The organism is Paenibacillus chitinolyticus (genome assembly GCF_045038035.1).
GTDB lineage: Bacteria > Bacillota > Bacilli > Paenibacillales > NBRC-103111 > Paenibacillus_F > Paenibacillus_F chitinolyticus_A.
Genome location: NZ_CP173427.1, coordinates 3,951,364 through 3,967,977, shown reverse-complemented (window position 1 = coordinate 3,967,977; position 16,614 = coordinate 3,951,364). Strand labels below are relative to the sequence as shown.

The following is a 16,614-nucleotide window of genomic DNA, read 5'->3' as shown; positions in this document are numbered from 1 at the left end:
TGAAGTTCGACACAGCGGCGAGACTGGACGGCAAGCCATCGCGGCTTTAGTTCGTGCATCTTTCCAGTGCCGTTATTTCCGATAACGTCCTTTCTGCATGCAAGATCCGAATGTGTGGTAGCAGCACGTTCTTTGGCATACCTGCCGGAGAACTTCGTATCCGTTCCCTCATTTAAGGGGGCGGGAGGTACTTTCCCGTACCCGCAGACTGGCTTCACGCGCGTTCTTGCTATTCCATAAAACCGCCCTTGTCCGAAACGGACAGGGGCTTTTTCAGGTTCAACATTTTGGCCGATGCGGGAGAGACTAAACACAGAACGAACCAAGCCGGAAAGCTGCCGAGGCAGAAAAGAGGGAAGAGGCGATTCCCTTCCCGGAAAGGAGACCGCTCATGCTTCAACCTTTGCAGGACGAAAGTTACATGCGCCTGGCGCTGCAAATGGCCCAGGCGGCGCTCGGACAGACGGGCATCAACCCCGTCGTCGGCTGCGTCGTCGTCAAAGACGGCCGCATCGTCGGCATGGGCGCCCATCTGAAGCGGGGAGAGGGCCACGCGGAAGTGCACGCGCTGAAGATGGCCGGCCGCGAAGCCGAAGGCGCCACGGCTTACGTCACGCTGGAGCCGTGCAGCCATTACGGCAAGACGCCGCCGTGCAGCGACGGGCTCATCGAGAGCGGCATCCGCCGGGTCGTCGTCGCGGCCGTAGACCCCAACCCGCTCGTGGCGGGTTCGGGGATCGCAAGACTGCGGAGCCGGGGCATCGACGTGGAGGCCGGTCTGCTCGCGGACGAAGCGAACGCCTTGAACGAGGCGTTCAATAAATTCATCGTGACGCGCCTGCCCTTCGTCACGATGAAATCCGCGAGCACGCTCGACGGCAAGATCGCCGCCAAAACCGGCGACAGCAAGTGGATCACCGGCGCGCCCGCCCGCGAGCTCGTCCACGCGATGCGGCACCGCCACGCCGCGATTATGGTGGGCATCGGCACGGTGCTTGCCGATGATCCCGAGCTGACCACCCGGCTGTCCGTGCCGGCGCTCCACCCGCTGCGAATCGTCGTCGATTCGCAGCTCCGGACGCCGCTGTCCGCGCGGGTGCTGCGGCAGCAGGATGAGCGGCCGACGCTCATCCTGACCACCGCCGGCGCCGATCCGGCCAAGCGCGAAGCGCTTGAAGCCCTTGGCGCCGAAGTGCTGGCGTGCGGCAGCGGCCCGCACGTCGATCTCCCGCTCGCGATGCGGCTCCTGGGCGAGCGGGAGGTGCCTTCCGTCCTCCTGGAAGGCGGAGGACGGCTCAGCGGGGCGATGCTGGAGAACCGCCTGGTGGACAAGGCGGTGCTGTTTTTCGCCCCGAAATGGATCGGCGGCGGACCGGAGGCGCCGGACAACGCGTCGTTCGCCGGATTCGGCCGCATGAGCGAGGCGATCCGGCTGGCGCGGATGACCGTCGAGACCGTCGGCGAAGACGTCTGCCTCACGGGCTACCCGCAGTACGCCGAGAAGGAGGGTTCATCATGTTTACCGGATTAATCGAAGAAATCGGCGTTATGCGCCGCATACACAAGCAGGGCCAGGCGATGGTCCTGACCCTCGGCGCACGCCTGGTGCTGGAAGATGTAAAGCTCGGCGACAGTATAGCCGTCAACGGCGTCTGTCTGACCGTCGTCGCCTACGACAAGGAAACCTTTTCCGTCGATGTCATGCCGGAGACGTACCGCAAAACGAACCTGGCCTCGCTTCAGACGGGAGCACGCGTCAACCTGGAACGGGCGATGCCGGTGAACGGCCGTTTCGGCGGCCATCTCGTGCAGGGCCACGTAGACGGCACCGCCCGGATCCGGGCGAGAACGCCGGAGGAGAATGCGGTCGTCTACCGGCTGGAGCCGGAAGACGATGCTATCCTCCGCTACATGATCGCGGGCGGCTCCATTACGATCGACGGCATCTCGCTTACGCTTATAGATGTGACCGACGGTACGTTCGCCGTCTCGATCATTCCGCATACCCTGGCCCAGACGATTCTGCAGGACAAACAGCCGGGGGACAGCGTGAACATCGAATGCGACGTGCTTGGGAAGTATATTGAAAAACTGCTCCGCACGGGTTCGGGGGGGAAGACACATTCCCGCGCCGGACAGGGCGGGCTGACCGAGAAGTTTTTGGCGGAGAACGGATTTTTCTGACGGTAAGCCGACCCGTATTTTATTGAAGGAGGGAACAAAATGACAGAGAGAGAAACCTATTCGTTTCATTCGATCGAAGAAGCGGTCAGCGACCTGGCCGCAGGGAAGGTCATTATCGTCGTGGACGACGAGGACCGCGAGAACGAAGGCGATTTCATCGCCCTGGCCGACAAAACGACGCCCGAGGTCATCAATTTCATGATCAAGGAAGGCCGCGGACTCGTCTGCGCCCCGATCACGGAAGAACGGGCGCAGGAACTGGACCTGCCTCCCATGGTATCCCGCAATACGGATTATCACGGGACGGCTTTTACAGTGTCCGTCGATCATGCGGAAACGACGACGGGGATATCGGCCCACGAGCGCTCCCGGACGATCCGGGCCCTGATTGATCCCGAAGCGAAGCCGCTTCATTTCCGCAGGCCGGGGCACGTATTTCCCCTGATTGCGAAAAAGGGCGGCGTCCTGCGCCGCGCGGGTCATACGGAAGCGGCCGTCGACCTGGCCCGCATGAGCGGCTCGTATCCCGCGGCGGTTATTTGCGAGGTGATCAAGGAAGACGGAACGATGGCCCGGGTCCCCGATCTGATGGAGGTTGCCCGCATTCACGGGCTGAAGATCATTACGATCAAAGACCTCATCCATTACCGGAGTGAAAAGGAAAACCTGGTCAAACGCGAAGTGGAGGCGAAGCTGCCGACGGATTTCGGCACGTTCCAGGCCATCGCGTATACAAACCAGCTGGATCAGAAGGAGCATGTCGCGCTTGTCAAAGGGAAGATAGACGGCTCGGTTCCGACGCTGGTACGCGTACATTCCGAGTGTCTGACGGGAGATGTGTTCCACTCCCACCGCTGCGACTGCGGTCCCCAGCTCGCTGCCGCTCTGCAGCAGATTAACGATGAAGGGGCGGGCGTGCTGCTCTATATGCGTCAGGAAGGGCGCGGCATCGGACTGATCAACAAGCTTAAGGCCTACGTGCTGCAGGAAGAAGGCCTCGATACGGTCGAAGCGAACGTCAAGCTGGGATTCGCTCCCGATCTGCGCGACTACGGAGTAGGGGCCCAGATTCTGAAAGATCTCGGAATCCGGCAGATTCGCCTGCTTACGAACAATCCTCGCAAGATCAAAGGTTTGGAAGGTTATGGACTGGAGGTCGTCGAAAGAGTCGCGATCCAAATGCCGCATAATGAAGATAATGCCAGATATCTGCATACCAAGCAGGAAAAACTCGGTCATTTGCTCCAATTTGATCCAAACTGATGCTTTTTTCTAAAAATCTCTTTTTATCTGCGTCATCAATTTGTATACTAGAAGGAGTCGGTTATTGTGGTAAAAAATTATGAAGGTCATCTGATTTCACAAGGACAGAGATACGGCATCGTTGTGGGCCGTTTCAATGAATTTATTACGTCCAAGCTGCTGGGCGGAGCGCTCGACGCGCTAAAGCGCCACGGAGTGGAAGATACCGAAGTCGAAGTCGCCTGGGTACCCGGCGCATTCGAAATTCCTCTGATTGCCCAGAAACTGGCGGAAACCGGTAAATATGACGCCGTCATTACACTGGGTACCGTTATTCGCGGCTCCACGCCTCACTTTGATTATGTCTGCAACGAAGTGGCCAAAGGCGTTTCCGCCATTTCATTAAAAACGGGTGTTCCGGTTATTTTCGGAGTCCTGACGACCGATTCCATCGAACAGGCGGTTGAACGGGCCGGCACGAAAGCGGGCAACAAAGGCTGGGATGCCGCCGTTACCGCGATAGAAATGGCTAATCTTACGAAGCAGCTGCAGGGCTGACCGCGGTTTTTAAGCTCGCGCCTCCCTACAGCGCTTAGCAAGCGATTCGGAGCCCCGGCCACTTAGGACGGGGATCTTTTTTTGGGAGAGCAGATTCATGAAAATGCTGTATAAACTTGAAGCGTTCGAAGGGCCGCTCGACCTGCTGCTTCACTTGATCGATAAGTCCGAGGTCGATATCTACAATATCCCGATCAAGGACATAACGGAGCAGTACATGGAATATGTCCAGGCTATGCACGAGCTGGAGCTGGAAGTGACGAGCGAATTTCTGGTCATGGCCGCCACGCTGCTGGCGATCAAGAGCAAAATGCTGCTGCCGAAACCTCCCGTACTCGATCTGGACTTCGATTATTACGAAGAGGACGACTTCGATCCGAGGGCCGAACTCGTGCAGAAGCTGATCGAATACCGCAAGTACAAAGCGGTTGCCGATCTGCTGCGCGACAAGGAAGTGGAGCGGAGTCTTGTGTTTACCCGCGAGCCCGAGGACTTGACGCCCTACGTCCCCCAGGTGCAGGAGAATCCCGTTAAAGGGCTGGACGTCAATGACCTGATGCTGGCCTTCCAGCGGACGCTTCGGAAGATGGTGCACCGCAATCAGGTCACCAAAATCCGGCGGGACGAAATATCCGTGAAGGACCGGATCGTGGATCTGGTGGAGCTTCTGCGCAAGAAAGGCGGGCGGCTCCTGTTCTCGAAGCTTTTTGAAAAGGAATGCAGCCGCGAGGAAATCGTGGTCACGTTTTTGGCAGTATTGGAACTGATGAAGATGAAAAAGATTCAGTGCTTTCAGCACCGGCTGTTTGAAGACATCGTCATTCAGGCCAAAGAAGGAGAGATGACGGATGGACTTTCAACAGATGAAATCGATTATTGAAGGGCTGCTTTTCGTGGCGGGAGACGAGGGACTGGACAAGAAACAGCTCGCCGATATTCTGGAGATTGACGCGCACATCGTCACCGAGCTGGTCGAAGAGCTTCAGGAAGACCTGCGCGGCGGAGGCAGGGGGATCCAGATCACGCGAGTTGCCGGTGCCTATCAGATGACGACGGTTCCGGAGCATGCGCCTTATTTCGAACGGCTGGCCTATTCTCCTTCCCGTTCCTCTTTGTCGCAGGCCGCGCTTGAAACGTTGTCCATCATCGCATACAAACAGCCGATCACTCGGGTGGAGATCGAGGAAATCCGCGGGGTCAAATCCGAACGGGCCCTTCATACGCTTATGGCGAAGGAGCTCATTGTGGAAACGGGGCGCGCGGAAGCGATCGGACGGCCGATTTTATACGGAACGTCGAAGCCTTTCCTGGAATACTTCGGCTTGAGTTCGATCGACGATCTGCCGGAGTCGCCGGCTTTTGTCGGTGATTTCGATCTGGAGGAAGAGACGAAGCTTCTTTTTGACAAATTGAACGTCGACGAAACCGACCAGCTGACTTTCGAAGATTTGGGACGGGATCTGCTGAACGGGCTGAATGCCAAAAACGCCGGTTTGTCCGCGGACAGCGGGGAGCACTTGACGCTCTTGGAAAATGACGGTGAGAAGCCCGTCTCTGTTCCGGAACGGGACGAGTTTACGTCATCGGAACCCAGCGATTGGGAATTTTCGGAAGTGCCGGAATTTCCGGCAGGGCTTGCTAAAGATCCGGACGTACCGGACAAAGAATAGCAAAAAGAAAAGCGTCTTGGCTTGCGGTATGCAAGCGGGGCGCTTTTTTGATTGGGACCGGTGCCCGGGTCTCGCAAAATGTTTGAATGATCTGGATGGAGCGGGTGATACTAGGAAGGTCGGTTTGCGGGAGGAGGGTACCTGTGTTAATCGGGGGAATAATAATCGCCATTGCGCTTGTTTTGGTCCTGGCGGCCGTCTTGGCCATGCTCAGCTCCGTTCAATTTACGTTTTACTGGAACCGGGTCGGGGAAAATGACGAAATGTACGTTCAGGTCCGTGCGCTGTACGGCTGGATTAAATACCGGTTTAATGTGCCGGCCATTCAGTTCAACAATCTGATTGACGGACTTACGTTTAAAATCAATCAAGCCGATCAGAATAAAATGGATATCACCAAAAAAAGCAAAAGCAGAATCGATAAAGAATATATTCAGGATTTTTACCGCGAAGGAAAAGACCTGCTGCGGCACACGCAAGGGCTAAACGCTTGGTTTAAACGGACCCTGAGCGCCTTTCGCTGCACAGAGCTGAAATGGAGCACGGGAGTCGGCGCAGGCGACGCGGTACGGACCGCTATACTATCCGGAACCGTGTGGACTTTGAAATCGGCGGTTGTCGGGCTGCTGACGAAATATGTGCCGCTGTCCGCCGTTCCGAAACTGGCTGTAAATCCGCAGTATAACCGCACCGCTTTTCAAATCGAGTTTGTATGTGTAATTCAGGCTAAAGCAGCGGCAATCGGTCTTTCCGGATGCAGACTGATCTACCGGATAATCAGAACGCCAGGAGGATTGCGCGCCTGGTTCCGGCTCCTGCGTCAGGTCATTTCCGGAGACGAAACGCGCGCCAAAAGGCCGGAGCCGGCCGCGACGTAAAACCGGCGCGGGCTTAGGGCGGTTTACATACGAAGATCATTCCCGGGGCAACCTATCGGATGCAGACCTAACACTCCTTCAAGCATGGAACTACCGCTTTGAAGGAACCAAAGGAGGAGACTTCATTGACCGATCATCCGATTCAAGGGCTCATGAAAACAGCCATGGAAAACATCAAGCAAATGGTGGATGTGAACACCATTGTCGGCGATCCGGTAGAAACACCGGACGGCAGCGTCATTATGCCGATCAGTAAAGTCGGGTTCGGTTTCGCGGCAGGCGGCAGCGAGTTCACGACGGAAACTCTTCCGGACGTGGGGAGCCGGGGCGGGCTTGAGAAAGCGGCCGTGGAAATGCCGTTCGGCGGCGGAAGCGGCGGCGGTGTCTCCATTACCCCGATCGCATTTCTTGTCGTAGGCAAGCATGGCGTCAAGATTGTGCCGCTCGACAATCAAACTCATCTGATCGAGCGTCTGATCGACTCCGCTCCGCAAATCGTGGACCGTGTGCAGTCCATGATCAAGCAGGGCGGAAGCGCTTCGGGTCTTGGCGGTGCGGGTACTTCGAACATTAATATCGAAGCGGACACCATCAAAATGTAACTTTCTCTCCGGCCATGCGAAAAGCCCGGAATCGGACAAAACCGATTCCGGGCTTTTTGCCGTTTTGGTCGGGTAACGGATTTCATTGGTCAGGGCAGAAAAATCATGTAGCGGAAATAGAGGTACAACTGCGAAATAAGCAGCGAAACGAAGGTGATGGGAGCTCCGATTTTAAGAAACTCCAAATAGCTGAATCCTTTGCCTTCTTTAGCGGCAATGCCCGCTACAATAACATTGGCGGAAGCGCCGATCAGAGTCCCGTTGCCTCCAAGACATGCTCCCAGGGCCAGAGACCACCAGAGCGTGTTGATCTCCATGGAATCGGCAGGCAGCTGCATGTTGACGGCCATATCTTTAATAAGAGGGATCATGGTAGCGACGAAGGGGATGTTGTCGATAGTGGCGGATGCTATCCCCGATCCCCATAAAATAAGCGGAGCGGCGAGCCTCACGTCTCCTCCCGTAACGTTCAGTACCTGCAGAGCCAGACTTTTAATGATGCCGACTTCCTGCAAGGCTCCGACCAGGGTGAACAAACCGGCGAAGAAGAAAATGGTGACCCATTCCACGGAATCGAACGCCTCTTCCACTTCTTTTTCTTTTAATCCGAAAAGCATTAAAAGCACGGCGCCCGTGATGGCTACGACAGCCGCTTCCACATGAATGACGGAATGAAGCACGAATCCGATAATGGTCAGCCCGAGAATTATCAGCGATTTTTTCATGAGGACGGGATCTTGTATATAGGCTTTTTCGTCCAGCTGCATCAGTTTTTCTTTGTGCTCGGGACTGGTTTTAAGCTGCTTTCTATAGATGACGCGCAGCATCGCCAGCGTTGCGATGAGGATGATAACGGTCACCGGCGCGAGATTGCTCAGAAAAGCGTTAAACGTCAGATGGGGATTAGCCGACCCGATCATAATATTGGGCGGATCTCCGATCAGAGTAGCGGTCCCTCCGATATTGGAAGCGATGATTTCCGAAATAAGAAAAGGCACCGGGTTAATGTTCAGCATCCGGGTGATCGACAAGGTGACCGGGACGACCAGAAGCACGGTCGTTACGTTATCGAGCATGGCCGAACCGATTGCGGTCAGAAGGGAGAGGAAGATGAGAATGCGCATCGGATCTCCCTTGGCCATTTTTGCCGCGCGTACGGCTACGTATTGGAACACGCCGGTCTTGTTGGTGATACCGACAAGAATCATCATGCCCACCAATAGAGCGATGGTTCCCCATTCGATATATTCGGTGTACACCTTGTGGACGTCTACAATACCGAAGATGACCATAATGGCGGCCCCGAGCAGGGCGACGACGGCGCGGTTTTTCTTCTCCGATATAATGACGGCATACGTCGCCAGAAAAACGATAAGTGCGATCCAGACTTGAGTCATAGGGTGATCTCTCCTTTTTGTTAGCGGTATTCAAGCGTTCCCGCATCCGCACATTCGGGCGGATTTAGACGGCTGCGCGGGTGTCCGGCGGAACGGAAGCGGAGGAAAAAAACGCAAAAAGGAGCCTGCGATGACAGGCTCCTCCGGTGATCTCCATATTCACTTGCTTGGTGTTCTCGGCCGTTTCTCAAACAATCCAAAAGAAGTATACCGGAGTTCCGGGAATTTGTAAAGAACCGCCCGCGCTCAGACAAGCGGGTCATAAGCGGACGGGTCAAGCATATACTTGTACAAAGTTCCCTGTTGGGAAGACAAGTCTTGACCCGGATGCGAGGGGCAATGGGAGGAAGGGCATATGAGCAAGCGGATGTGGGTATCCGGTATGCTGGCGTTTTTGTGCATGCTGAACTTGTTGGGCACAGCGGCCATGGCGGCGGAACCCCCGGCGATAGGAACGAATGCGGAGGCCGCGGCCCTCGTCGACGTGAGATCGGGCAGAGTGCTTTACTCGAAGCGGGGAGACAGGCCGATGAGGATAGCGAGCCTGACTAAAATCATGACGGCGATCGTGGCCATCGAGGAGAGCAAGCTGACGGACATCGTCAAAGTGAGCACCCGTGCCGCCGGAAAGGAAGGGTCATCCTTGTACCTGAAGGCGGGGCAGGAAATGAGCCTGAAGCATATGCTCTACGGGCTTATGCTCCGTTCCGGGAACGATGCGGCGACGGCCATAGCCGAGCATGTAGGCGGCAGCGTGGAAGGTTTTGCCGTAATGATGAACCGGAAAGCCGAGCAGATCGGCCTCGATCACTCGAACTTCACGAACCCGTCGGGACTGGACGAGAGTGCCGATCATTATTCCAGCGCCGAAGATTTGGCGAAGCTGGCGGCTTACAGCCTGAAAAATCCGACTTTCCAGGAAATTGTCCAGACGAAGATGATCAAAGTGCCGAACCCGAACGAATCGTGGGAATACACCTGGTTTAACAAAAACAAGATGCTGGGTCTTTTCGATGGGGCCGACGGGGTTAAAACCGGCTATACGAAGCTGGCCAAGCGGTGCCTGGTGTCATCGGCAACTCGGAACGGTCAGCAGCTTGTCGTCGTGACCCTTAACGACGGCGATGACTGGGCGGACCATACCAGACTGCTGCAGTGGGGGTTTGAGCATTATCCGCTGGTTCCTCTGTTGCAAAAGGGCCAGGCGGTTGACGGGACGCCTTATGTGGCGGAGAGGGATTTCTCGTACCCGCTGCTCTCCGTGGAAAAAGACCGCGTTACCTCCGAACCGGAGTCGTTCCCGCCGGATTCGCTGGACTCGCGTCTCGGCGAAAAAGGGACTCTCCGGCTTAAGCTGGGTGACCGCCTGATCGGGACCGTGCCGCTGGTGGACCCGGCAAGCCCGAGGCTGAAAGCGGCCGACAAAGCGGCATTCGGCTTTCAGGCTACAGATGCGGGTGTAAGCGCATGGAACGCATGGAGTCTCTCGCTGTGCAAAGCCATCCGGGCGATGCTTTCACCCGGCGTGTAAGCAAGTACAGGAAAGGAGGAAGACACGATGGTGAATTGGATCTGGTTGTTTTTCATCGTAAGCGGCTTTGCGGTTGCCGCTGTCCAGGGCAACGTGGAAGCCGTAACGCAGGCGGCCTTCGACGGCGCCAAAAGCGGAGTGACGGTCTGCTTCGGCCTGATCAGCGTGCTGGTCTTCTGGCTCGGCATGATGAGGATCGCCGAGGATGCCGGCCTGCTGTCCAAGCTGGCGGTCCTGCTTCGTCCGGTCGTCCGCTTCTTGTTTCCCAGCATTCCGAAGGATCATCCTGCGCTGGGATACATCATGTCCAACATGAGCGCGAACATCCTGGGGCTCGGCAATGCCGCTACTCCGATGGGAATTAAGGCGATGCAGGAGCTGCAGAAGCTGAATCCCCATAAGGATACGGCCAGCCCTGCCATGTGTACGCTGCTGGCCCTGAATACGGCCAGCATCACGCTCATTCCGACGACCTTGATCGCCATCCGGATGAATTACAATTCCATGAATCCGTCGGAAATCGTCGGGACGACTCTGCTGGCCACCATCGTATCCACGGCCGCCGCGATCATCGTCGACCGCTGGTACAGGCGAAGGCTGCCGGCGGGCCCCCCAGTGAAAGGATGAGCCGCTGATGTACGAATGGGTTAACGCGCTCTCGGCGTGGGCGATCCCGGTCCTTATCGTCTTCATTCCGCTGTACGCCGCCTACCGGAAAGTGCCCGTGTACGAATCTTTCACGGACGGTGCCAAGGACGGCTTCGATACGGCGGTCAAAATCATTCCCCATCTCGTCGGCATGATGGTCGCGATCAGCGTGTTCCGCGCATCGGGGGCGCTGGAACTGACCCTCGGCTGGTTGAAGCCGCTGTTCCAGGCTCTCGGCGTTCCGTCGGAGGTGCTCCCGCTGGTTGTCCTGCGTCCCATCACGGGCGCGGGCTCCCTTGCCTTTACGACCGATCTCATCGCCCAGTTCGGTCCGGATTCGCTCGTCGGCCGGATCGCTTCAACGGTCCAGGGCAGCACGGATACGACGCTGTACGTCATAACGGTGTACTTCGGGGCTATCGGCATCCGCAAAGCCGGCTATGCGCTCAAAGTCGGCCTGATTTCCGATGTCGTGGGTTTCATCGCTTCCATCATCATATGTCTGCTCGTGTTCGCTACCTGAAGACCGCCCGGATCGGGCGGCTTCTTCGTTTTCCGGGGAAACCGTCCGGCCCGGCCTATATTTTGGCAAAAAATGATTATTTTCCTCCGCTTAAGGGAACGATTAGCAGAAGAACCTTTCAACTCAAGCCGCCGATACAGCTCCCGATGTTGCTGCCCGCATCCGTCAACGCCCGTCCATGATAGGCGGAAGGGAGGCTCCAGCCCCGTATCCCCCGAAAAACATTTGCGGATTCGCCGGGAGAGAACTTGTGATTTCGCGCAAGGATGGTTATCATTAGCTTTGAGGTGAACGTTGAGGATGGAGAGATTGCAGAAAGTGCTGGCCGAGGCGGGCATAGCTTCCCGCAGGAAAAGCGAGGAGCTGATCCTGGCCGGCCGTGTGAGCGTGAACGAAGAAGTCGTCACGCAGCTTGGCGTGAAAGTGAATCCCGCTGAGGATATAATAATGGTAGACGGACGGGCCATTAAGCAGCAGACGAAAGTGTACGTGATGCTGAATAAGCCGAAAGGCGTTATTACGAGCGCTGCGGACCCTAAGGGCCGCAAAGTCGTAACCGATTACCTGCCGGGGATCAAGGAGCGCGTCTATCCGGTCGGCCGTCTTGATTACGATACGGAAGGTCTGCTGATTCTGACGAACGACGGGGAATTCGCCAACCTGATGATGCATCCGAGGCATCATGTGGCCAAGACGTACCATGCGACCGTCAAAGGCGTTGTGCACGGTTCCGTTCTCGACCGATTGAGAGCGGGCATCGAGCTGGAGGACGGCATGACCGCTCCCGCCGAGGTCGAATACGTCGATGTGCGCCCGGAGCAGAATGAGAGCGTTATTTCCATTACGATTTACGAAGGCCGGAACCGTCAGGTGAGAAGAATGTTTGATGCCGTATCTTTTCCGGTGGTCAAATTAAGACGGGTACAATACGGACCGTTATTGCTTGCCGGTCTTCCGAGAGCAAAGTACAGAGTCCTGCGCAATGACGAAATTAACAGCCTGCGCGATGCGGCCTTGCAGTCACATAAAATTCAAAAAGGCCGCTAAGCTTGGCCTTTTTTTTCGTTATAATGAGGATAGTTATGTCTTATTTTTGAGGGTGCTCGCTATGAAAAAGAACAAAAAATGGCTTCAGATTATCATTTTAGGCATTGTTCTTATCATCGGTGTATTTACGATCGTCAACAACTTAACATCCGCCGACGATAAAAAATATCCGGTCGAGGGCTCCAAAGCGCCGGACTTTGCACTCACCGGACTCGATAACAAATCCTACAAGCTTTCCGACTACAAAGGCAAAGGTGTCCTGATTAATTTCTGGGGAACCTTCTGTCCTCCCTGCAAGAAAGAAATGCCGGCTCTGCAGAAGCAGTACGACATTTGGAAAGACAAGAACGTGGAGTTCTTGGAGGTCAACCTGGACACGAGCCGCGTGACGGTTCAGAACTTCGTGGACCAGTACAATTTGAATCTGCCGATCCTGCTCGACAACGAGGAGAACGTACGGAAACAGTACGGGGTCGTGGAATATCCGACGACGTTCTTCGTCAAACCCGACGGGACGGTCATGAAGATCCATAAAGGCGAGATGGACGAGGCTTTTATCGCTGACACGCTGAAAAAGCTGACAGCCGGTACCGGCGGCGGCCAATAAGGTTTCCATTCAACAGCATAGAGGGGGAATGCGGCGTGTTTCAGAACACGAAGTGCGATTGCGGGCACCAGAACCATGTAGGGACTCTGCTCTGCGAATCGTGCGGCAAGCCGCTGACCGAAGAAGCGTTTTCCGACGAACCGCTGGAAATGAAATATGATGGGGTCGCGCGTCGATCCCAGCGGGAAAATCCGTCCTGGCTGGACCGGGTCTGGAATTTCTTTTCATCGGTGAAGGTGGCCGTGACGATTATCGTCCTGACCTTGATCGGTTCTTCGCTTGGCACCATTTATCCGCAGGAAAGCAATTTTATTCAGGTAGACCCTGCCACTTATTATAAGGATACATACGGAACACTGGGCCATGTGTATTATTTGCTGGGCTTATCCCATACGTACGAATCTTGGTGGTTTAAGCTGCTTATTCTGATGATCGGGGCCTCGCTCGTCATCTGCAGCCTGGACCGCGTTCTTCCGCTGTACCGGGCTCTCTCCAAGCAGAAGATCCAGAAGCATCACAGCTTCCTGCTGCGCCAGAAGGTCTCTTACGACGGACGCGTTCCGGAAGGAATCGGCGAAGAAGAATGGACAGAGCAAATGGCCCGCCAGCTCCGCAAAAAACATTACCGCGTCCATACGGACGGAGCCGCGCTTCTTGCCGAGAAATACCGGTTCAGCCGCTGGGGACCTTACGTGCTTCATATCGGCCTCATTATTTTTCTGCTGGCCGTGCTGATGCGCAGCTTCCCGGGCTGGCAGATGGATGAATATATGGGGCTTCGCGAAGGGGAGATCAAGAAAATTCCCGATACGTCGCTCTATATCAAGAATGAGAAGTTCACCATCGATTTTTACAAGCCGGAAGAAATGACCGAAGAGTTTAAAAAGAGGGAACGGGCCGTTCCGAAAATTTATGAAACCGAAGCCGTGATCTACACCTGTAAAGCGGACTGCGACACTCCCGGCAAGAAACCGGAGCTGCAGGAAGTGCACCGGCAAAAAATTATCGTGAACGAACCGCTCGATTACAAAGGCCTTCTCGCTTTTCAATACGATTATAAGGAAGCGCCGCTGCTTATTTCGGTCAAGCCTACGCTGACGAACAAACAGACGGGCGAATCTTACGGAAGCTTCGATCTTCCGATGAAGGATCCTCAGGATACGTACCAGGCAGGCCCTTACAAGCTGTCGCTGAAGGGATATTTCCCGGAATTCGGCCTGGACGACAAAGGGGAGCCTATTACGAAATCGAATGAAGCGAAAGCGCCTGCATTTATTTTTCAGATTACGGGGCCGGGGCTTTCTCCAAACGGCGAGCCTTACATCTATTTCCCGAGACAAATAGACAAGCAGGAGTTCCGCCAGGACGAAATTAACGGGTCAATAGGCGCTAAATTCGACTTATCTGTCGGATCGATGGAAAACGTTACGTTTTCCTCCTATACCTCTTACCTGAATATCCGGACGGACCGTGCGCTCCCTTATATCTGGATCGGGGCCGCGATCGGAATGATCGGTCTTATCATGGGCTTCTACTGGCAGCACCGCCGAGTATGGCTCCGGATCGACGACGGACGGCTCGTACTGGGCGCTCACACGAACAAGAACTGGTTCGGCGTCCGCAAGGAAGTAGCTGCCGCACTGGATAAAACAGGCATTACCGTGGATCAGAAAACGCTTGAAAAAGGAGGGAAAGCTACATGAATTGGTTAAATTTCAGCGGGAACGCGCTGCTGGTTTCATTTGTTATCTACTGTGTGGCTTTTCTGGTGTTTGTACTTTCAATCGCCGGCAAAACATGGAGCAACCGGGATCCCGAAGTTCATGTGCGCAAATGGGGCAGAGCCGCTTACGGCCTGTCCGTTTTGGGCCTTGTGTCCCAGCTTCTTTATTTCTTCACCCGCTGGTACGGGGGCGGACACATTCCGACCAGCAACATGTTCGAGTTTATGACGATGCTCGGTATGATGATCATGATCGCCTTTATTATCGTATACGCCATCTATCGTACCCCGGTTCTCGGGGTATTTGCTCTGCCGGTCGTCGTGCTCATCATTGCGTACGCGGCCGTCTTCCCGAACGAAGTCCAGCCGCTGATTCCGGCGCTGCAAAGTTATTGGCTTAAAATCCACGTAACGACCGCGGCCGCGGGTGAAGCATTCTTCGCTGTAGGCTTTGCCGCGGGTTTGATGTATTTGATCCGGACGGTGAATTTTCAGGGGAAAACGGCCTCCGACCGCAAGGAACAAAGAGGCGTGGAATTCACCCTGCTCATTATTTTTATGCTGATCGCTTTTATCGCTTCCGTATTCACGTTCAATGCCGCAGGCTATGAAGCCAAGTTCGTCAAGGAACAAATCTTGGCCAAAGAAGACGGCACCCAGCAAAAAGTAAGCCAGACCGTCACTTACGTGCTGCCGCCTATCGTGGCTCCATACCAGACGACGCTCGAATCAATGGACACATTCCTCGGCATGGACAAGCCGCTCTTCACGGCGCCTTCCTGGATGAGCGGTGAAAATGCCGGCCGGAAGTTCAATACGGTGATCTGGACGGTTCTGTTCGGCGTCCTTCTGTATGCGCTGCTCAGACTGATCCTGCGCAAGCCGATCGGGCAGGCGATTTCACCTATTATGAAAGGCATGGACCCGGAGGACCTTGACGAGATCGGGTACCGCTCCATCGCGATCGGCTATCCGATTTTTACGCTCGGCGCCCTCATCTTCGCGATGATCTGGGCTCATAAAGCATGGGGCCGGTTCTGGGGCTGGGACCCGAAGGAAGTATGGGCATTGATCGTCTGGCTCTTCTACGCGGTATTCCTGCATCTCCGTCTTTCCCGCGGCTGGCAGGGCAAACGATCCGCATGGCTGGCCGTAATCGGCTTTATCGTGGTTATGTTTACGCTGGTCGGGGTAAACTTGGTCATCGCTGGCCTGCATTCCTATTCGGGTGTATAATTTTAGCAAATCATTTACTACAATCGTTTATGGACGGAAGGGATTGTGAACGTCATGGAACAGAGATTGAATATTCTGGTTGTAGACGATGAAGAACGGATCAGACGTCTGCTCCGGATGTACCTGGAGAAAGAGGGTTACGGCATCGAGGAAGCCGAAGACGGCGAAACGGCTCTGACCCTGGCGACCGAGCGCGATTTCGATCTGATTCTGCTCGATCTGATGCTGCCGGGGATTGACGGGACGGAAGTTTGCGCCCGTCTCCGCCAAGTCAAGTCTACGCCGGTGATCATGCTGACCGCGAAAGGCGAAGAAACGAACCGCGTTCACGGGTTCGAGGTCGGTGCCGACGATTACGTCGTGAAACCGTTCAGTCCGCGCGAGGTGATTTACCGGGTCAAGGCGATCCTGCGGCGTTCGTCCGCTACGGCTTTTCTGTCCAAGGATGCGAATTCGAGCAACAATATCGTATTTCCGCACCTGGTTATCGAGCACGACGCTCACCGCGTAACGGCAGGCGGCCAGGAAGTCGCTCTGACGCCTAAAGAGTACGAGCTGCTTCATTATCTGGCGGTATCGCCGGATAAGGTATTTTCGCGGGAAGAGCTGCTTAAAGATGTTTGGAATTACGAATTTTTCGGGGATTTGCGTACGGTCGATACCCATGTGAAAAGATTGCGCGAAAAGCTCAACAAAGTATCGCCGGAAGCGGCTGCGATGATTACGACGGTCTGGGGCGTAGGCTACAAGCTAGAGGTGCCGAAGTAA

16 protein-coding genes and 1 pseudogene are annotated in these 16,614 nt (G+C 55.4%); 16 read left to right on the top strand and 1 reads right to left on the bottom strand.

Going from position 1 to position 16,614, the window contains the following annotated elements:
* Positions 1–391 precede the first annotated feature (391 nt).
* From ribD to ytfJ, 8 genes and pseudogenes are all read left to right on the top strand, one after another.
* Positions 392–1,531, top strand: a complete 1,140-nt coding sequence (gene ribD, locus ACI48J_RS17760; RefSeq protein WP_405079534.1) for a bifunctional diaminohydroxyphosphoribosylaminopyrimidine deaminase/5-amino-6-(5-phosphoribosylamino)uracil reductase RibD — start codon at positions 392–394, stop codon at positions 1,529–1,531.
* Entirely contained in the window at positions 1,516–2,184 is a 669-nt protein-coding gene (gene ribE, locus ACI48J_RS17755) for a riboflavin synthase (RefSeq protein ID WP_405079533.1), read from the top strand. The genes ribD and ribE (ACI48J_RS17755) overlap by 16 nt, the downstream gene beginning before the upstream one ends.
* 39 nt (positions 2,185–2,223) lie before the next feature.
* On the top strand, positions 2,224–3,447 hold the full coding sequence (locus tag ACI48J_RS17750) for a bifunctional 3,4-dihydroxy-2-butanone-4-phosphate synthase/GTP cyclohydrolase II (protein ID WP_326051897.1): 1,224 nt from the start codon (positions 2,224–2,226) through the stop codon (positions 3,445–3,447).
* A 66-nt stretch (positions 3,448–3,513) separates the two neighbouring features.
* Positions 3,514–3,984, top strand: coding sequence for a 6,7-dimethyl-8-ribityllumazine synthase (ribE, locus tag ACI48J_RS17745; RefSeq protein WP_009674421.1), 471 nt, complete (start codon positions 3,514–3,516; stop codon positions 3,982–3,984).
* Positions 3,985–4,081: 97 nt separating this feature from the next.
* A complete protein-coding gene (locus ACI48J_RS17740; protein ID WP_405079532.1) occupies positions 4,082–4,864 on the top strand; it encodes a segregation and condensation protein A in 783 nt (260 codons plus the stop codon).
* Positions 4,833–5,435, top strand: a pseudogene (scpB, locus tag ACI48J_RS17735) (SMC-Scp complex subunit ScpB); the annotation flags it as partial. The gene ACI48J_RS17740 and the pseudogene scpB, both read left to right, overlap by 32 nt.
* A gap of 362 nt (positions 5,436–5,797) precedes the next feature.
* Positions 5,798–6,532 (top strand): DUF2953 domain-containing protein, encoded by a 735-nt coding sequence (locus tag ACI48J_RS17730; protein WP_405079531.1) that lies wholly within the window; start codon positions 5,798–5,800, stop codon positions 6,530–6,532.
* 125 nt (positions 6,533–6,657) lie between these two features.
* Positions 6,658–7,134: a GerW family sporulation protein gene (gene ytfJ / locus ACI48J_RS17725; RefSeq protein WP_009674430.1), complete on the top strand. Its 477-nt coding sequence runs from the start codon at positions 6,658–6,660 to the stop codon at positions 7,132–7,134.
* An 89-nt stretch (positions 7,135–7,223) separates the two neighbouring features.
* Here ytfJ and ACI48J_RS17720 read toward each other — a convergent pair whose 3' ends face one another.
* Positions 7,224–8,531, bottom strand: a complete 1,308-nt coding sequence (locus ACI48J_RS17720) for an ArsB/NhaD family transporter (protein ID WP_405079530.1) — start codon at positions 8,529–8,531, stop codon at positions 7,224–7,226.
* 355 nt (positions 8,532–8,886) lie between these two features.
* On the opposite strand from ACI48J_RS17720, the gene ACI48J_RS17715 reads away from it, so the two are divergent.
* The 8 genes from ACI48J_RS17715 (at position 8,887) to ACI48J_RS17680 (ending at position 16,614) form a co-directional block, all read left to right on the top strand.
* The gene (locus ACI48J_RS17715; protein ID WP_405079529.1) at positions 8,887–10,062 is read left to right on the top strand and encodes a D-alanyl-D-alanine carboxypeptidase family protein; all 1,176 of its coding nucleotides are present in this window, start codon (positions 8,887–8,889) and stop codon (positions 10,060–10,062) included.
* A gap of 27 nt (positions 10,063–10,089) precedes the next feature.
* On the top strand, positions 10,090–10,689 hold the full coding sequence (locus ACI48J_RS17710; protein ID WP_405079527.1) for a nucleoside recognition domain-containing protein: 600 nt from the start codon (positions 10,090–10,092) through the stop codon (positions 10,687–10,689).
* Positions 10,690–10,696: 7 nt separating this feature from the next.
* Positions 10,697–11,233 carry a spore maturation protein gene (locus tag ACI48J_RS17705; RefSeq protein WP_405079526.1) on the top strand — a complete coding sequence of 179 codons (537 nt, stop codon included), beginning with the start codon at positions 10,697–10,699 and terminating at the stop codon, positions 11,231–11,233.
* A gap of 300 nt (positions 11,234–11,533) precedes the next feature.
* Positions 11,534–12,280 carry a pseudouridine synthase gene (locus ACI48J_RS17700; protein ID WP_326051905.1) on the top strand — a complete coding sequence of 249 codons (747 nt, stop codon included), beginning with the start codon at positions 11,534–11,536 and terminating at the stop codon, positions 12,278–12,280.
* A 61-nt stretch (positions 12,281–12,341) separates the two neighbouring features.
* Positions 12,342–12,887 (top strand): thiol-disulfide oxidoreductase ResA, encoded by a 546-nt coding sequence (resA, locus tag ACI48J_RS17695; protein ID WP_326051906.1) that lies wholly within the window; start codon positions 12,342–12,344, stop codon positions 12,885–12,887.
* A 35-nt stretch (positions 12,888–12,922) separates the two neighbouring features.
* Entirely contained in the window at positions 12,923–14,590 is a 1,668-nt protein-coding gene (locus ACI48J_RS17690; protein WP_326051907.1) for a cytochrome c biogenesis protein ResB, read from the top strand.
* Complete coding sequence (ccsB, locus tag ACI48J_RS17685; protein WP_326051908.1) at positions 14,587–15,846, top strand: c-type cytochrome biogenesis protein CcsB; 1,260 nt, start codon at positions 14,587–14,589, stop codon at positions 15,844–15,846. Before ACI48J_RS17690 ends, ccsB begins: the two co-directional genes overlap by 4 nt.
* A gap of 54 nt (positions 15,847–15,900) precedes the next feature.
* On the top strand, positions 15,901–16,614 hold the full coding sequence (locus ACI48J_RS17680) for a response regulator transcription factor (RefSeq protein WP_016423993.1): 714 nt from the start codon (positions 15,901–15,903) through the stop codon (positions 16,612–16,614).

Bases quoted from the DNA above. Each gene is read 5' to 3' on its own strand.
- ACI48J_RS17700 (WP_326051905.1), top strand. From the start codon at position 11,534: ATGGAGAGATTGCAGAAAGTGCTGGCCGAGGCGGGCATAGCTTCCCGC.
- ACI48J_RS17750 (WP_326051897.1), top strand. From the start codon at position 2,224: ATGACAGAGAGAGAAACCTATTCGTTTCATTCGATCGAAGAAGCGGTC.
- ACI48J_RS17705 (WP_405079526.1), top strand. From the start codon at position 10,697: ATGTACGAATGGGTTAACGCGCTCTCGGCGTGGGCGATCCCGGTCCTT.
- ACI48J_RS17680 (WP_016423993.1), top strand. From the start codon at position 15,901: ATGGAACAGAGATTGAATATTCTGGTTGTAGACGATGAAGAACGGATC.
- resA (WP_326051906.1), top strand. From the start codon at position 12,342: ATGAAAAAGAACAAAAAATGGCTTCAGATTATCATTTTAGGCATTGTT.
- ribD (WP_405079534.1), top strand. From the start codon at position 392: ATGCTTCAACCTTTGCAGGACGAAAGTTACATGCGCCTGGCGCTGCAA.
- ccsB (WP_326051908.1), top strand. From the start codon at position 14,587: ATGAATTGGTTAAATTTCAGCGGGAACGCGCTGCTGGTTTCATTTGTT.
- ribE (WP_405079533.1), top strand. From the start codon at position 1,516: ATGTTTACCGGATTAATCGAAGAAATCGGCGTTATGCGCCGCATACAC.
- ACI48J_RS17740 (WP_405079532.1), top strand. From the start codon at position 4,082: ATGAAAATGCTGTATAAACTTGAAGCGTTCGAAGGGCCGCTCGACCTG.
- ACI48J_RS17710 (WP_405079527.1), top strand. From the start codon at position 10,090: ATGGTGAATTGGATCTGGTTGTTTTTCATCGTAAGCGGCTTTGCGGTT.
- ACI48J_RS17715 (WP_405079529.1), top strand. From the start codon at position 8,887: ATGAGCAAGCGGATGTGGGTATCCGGTATGCTGGCGTTTTTGTGCATG.
- ACI48J_RS17720 (WP_405079530.1), bottom strand. From the start codon at position 8,531: ATGACTCAAGTCTGGATCGCACTTATCGTTTTTCTGGCGACGTATGCC.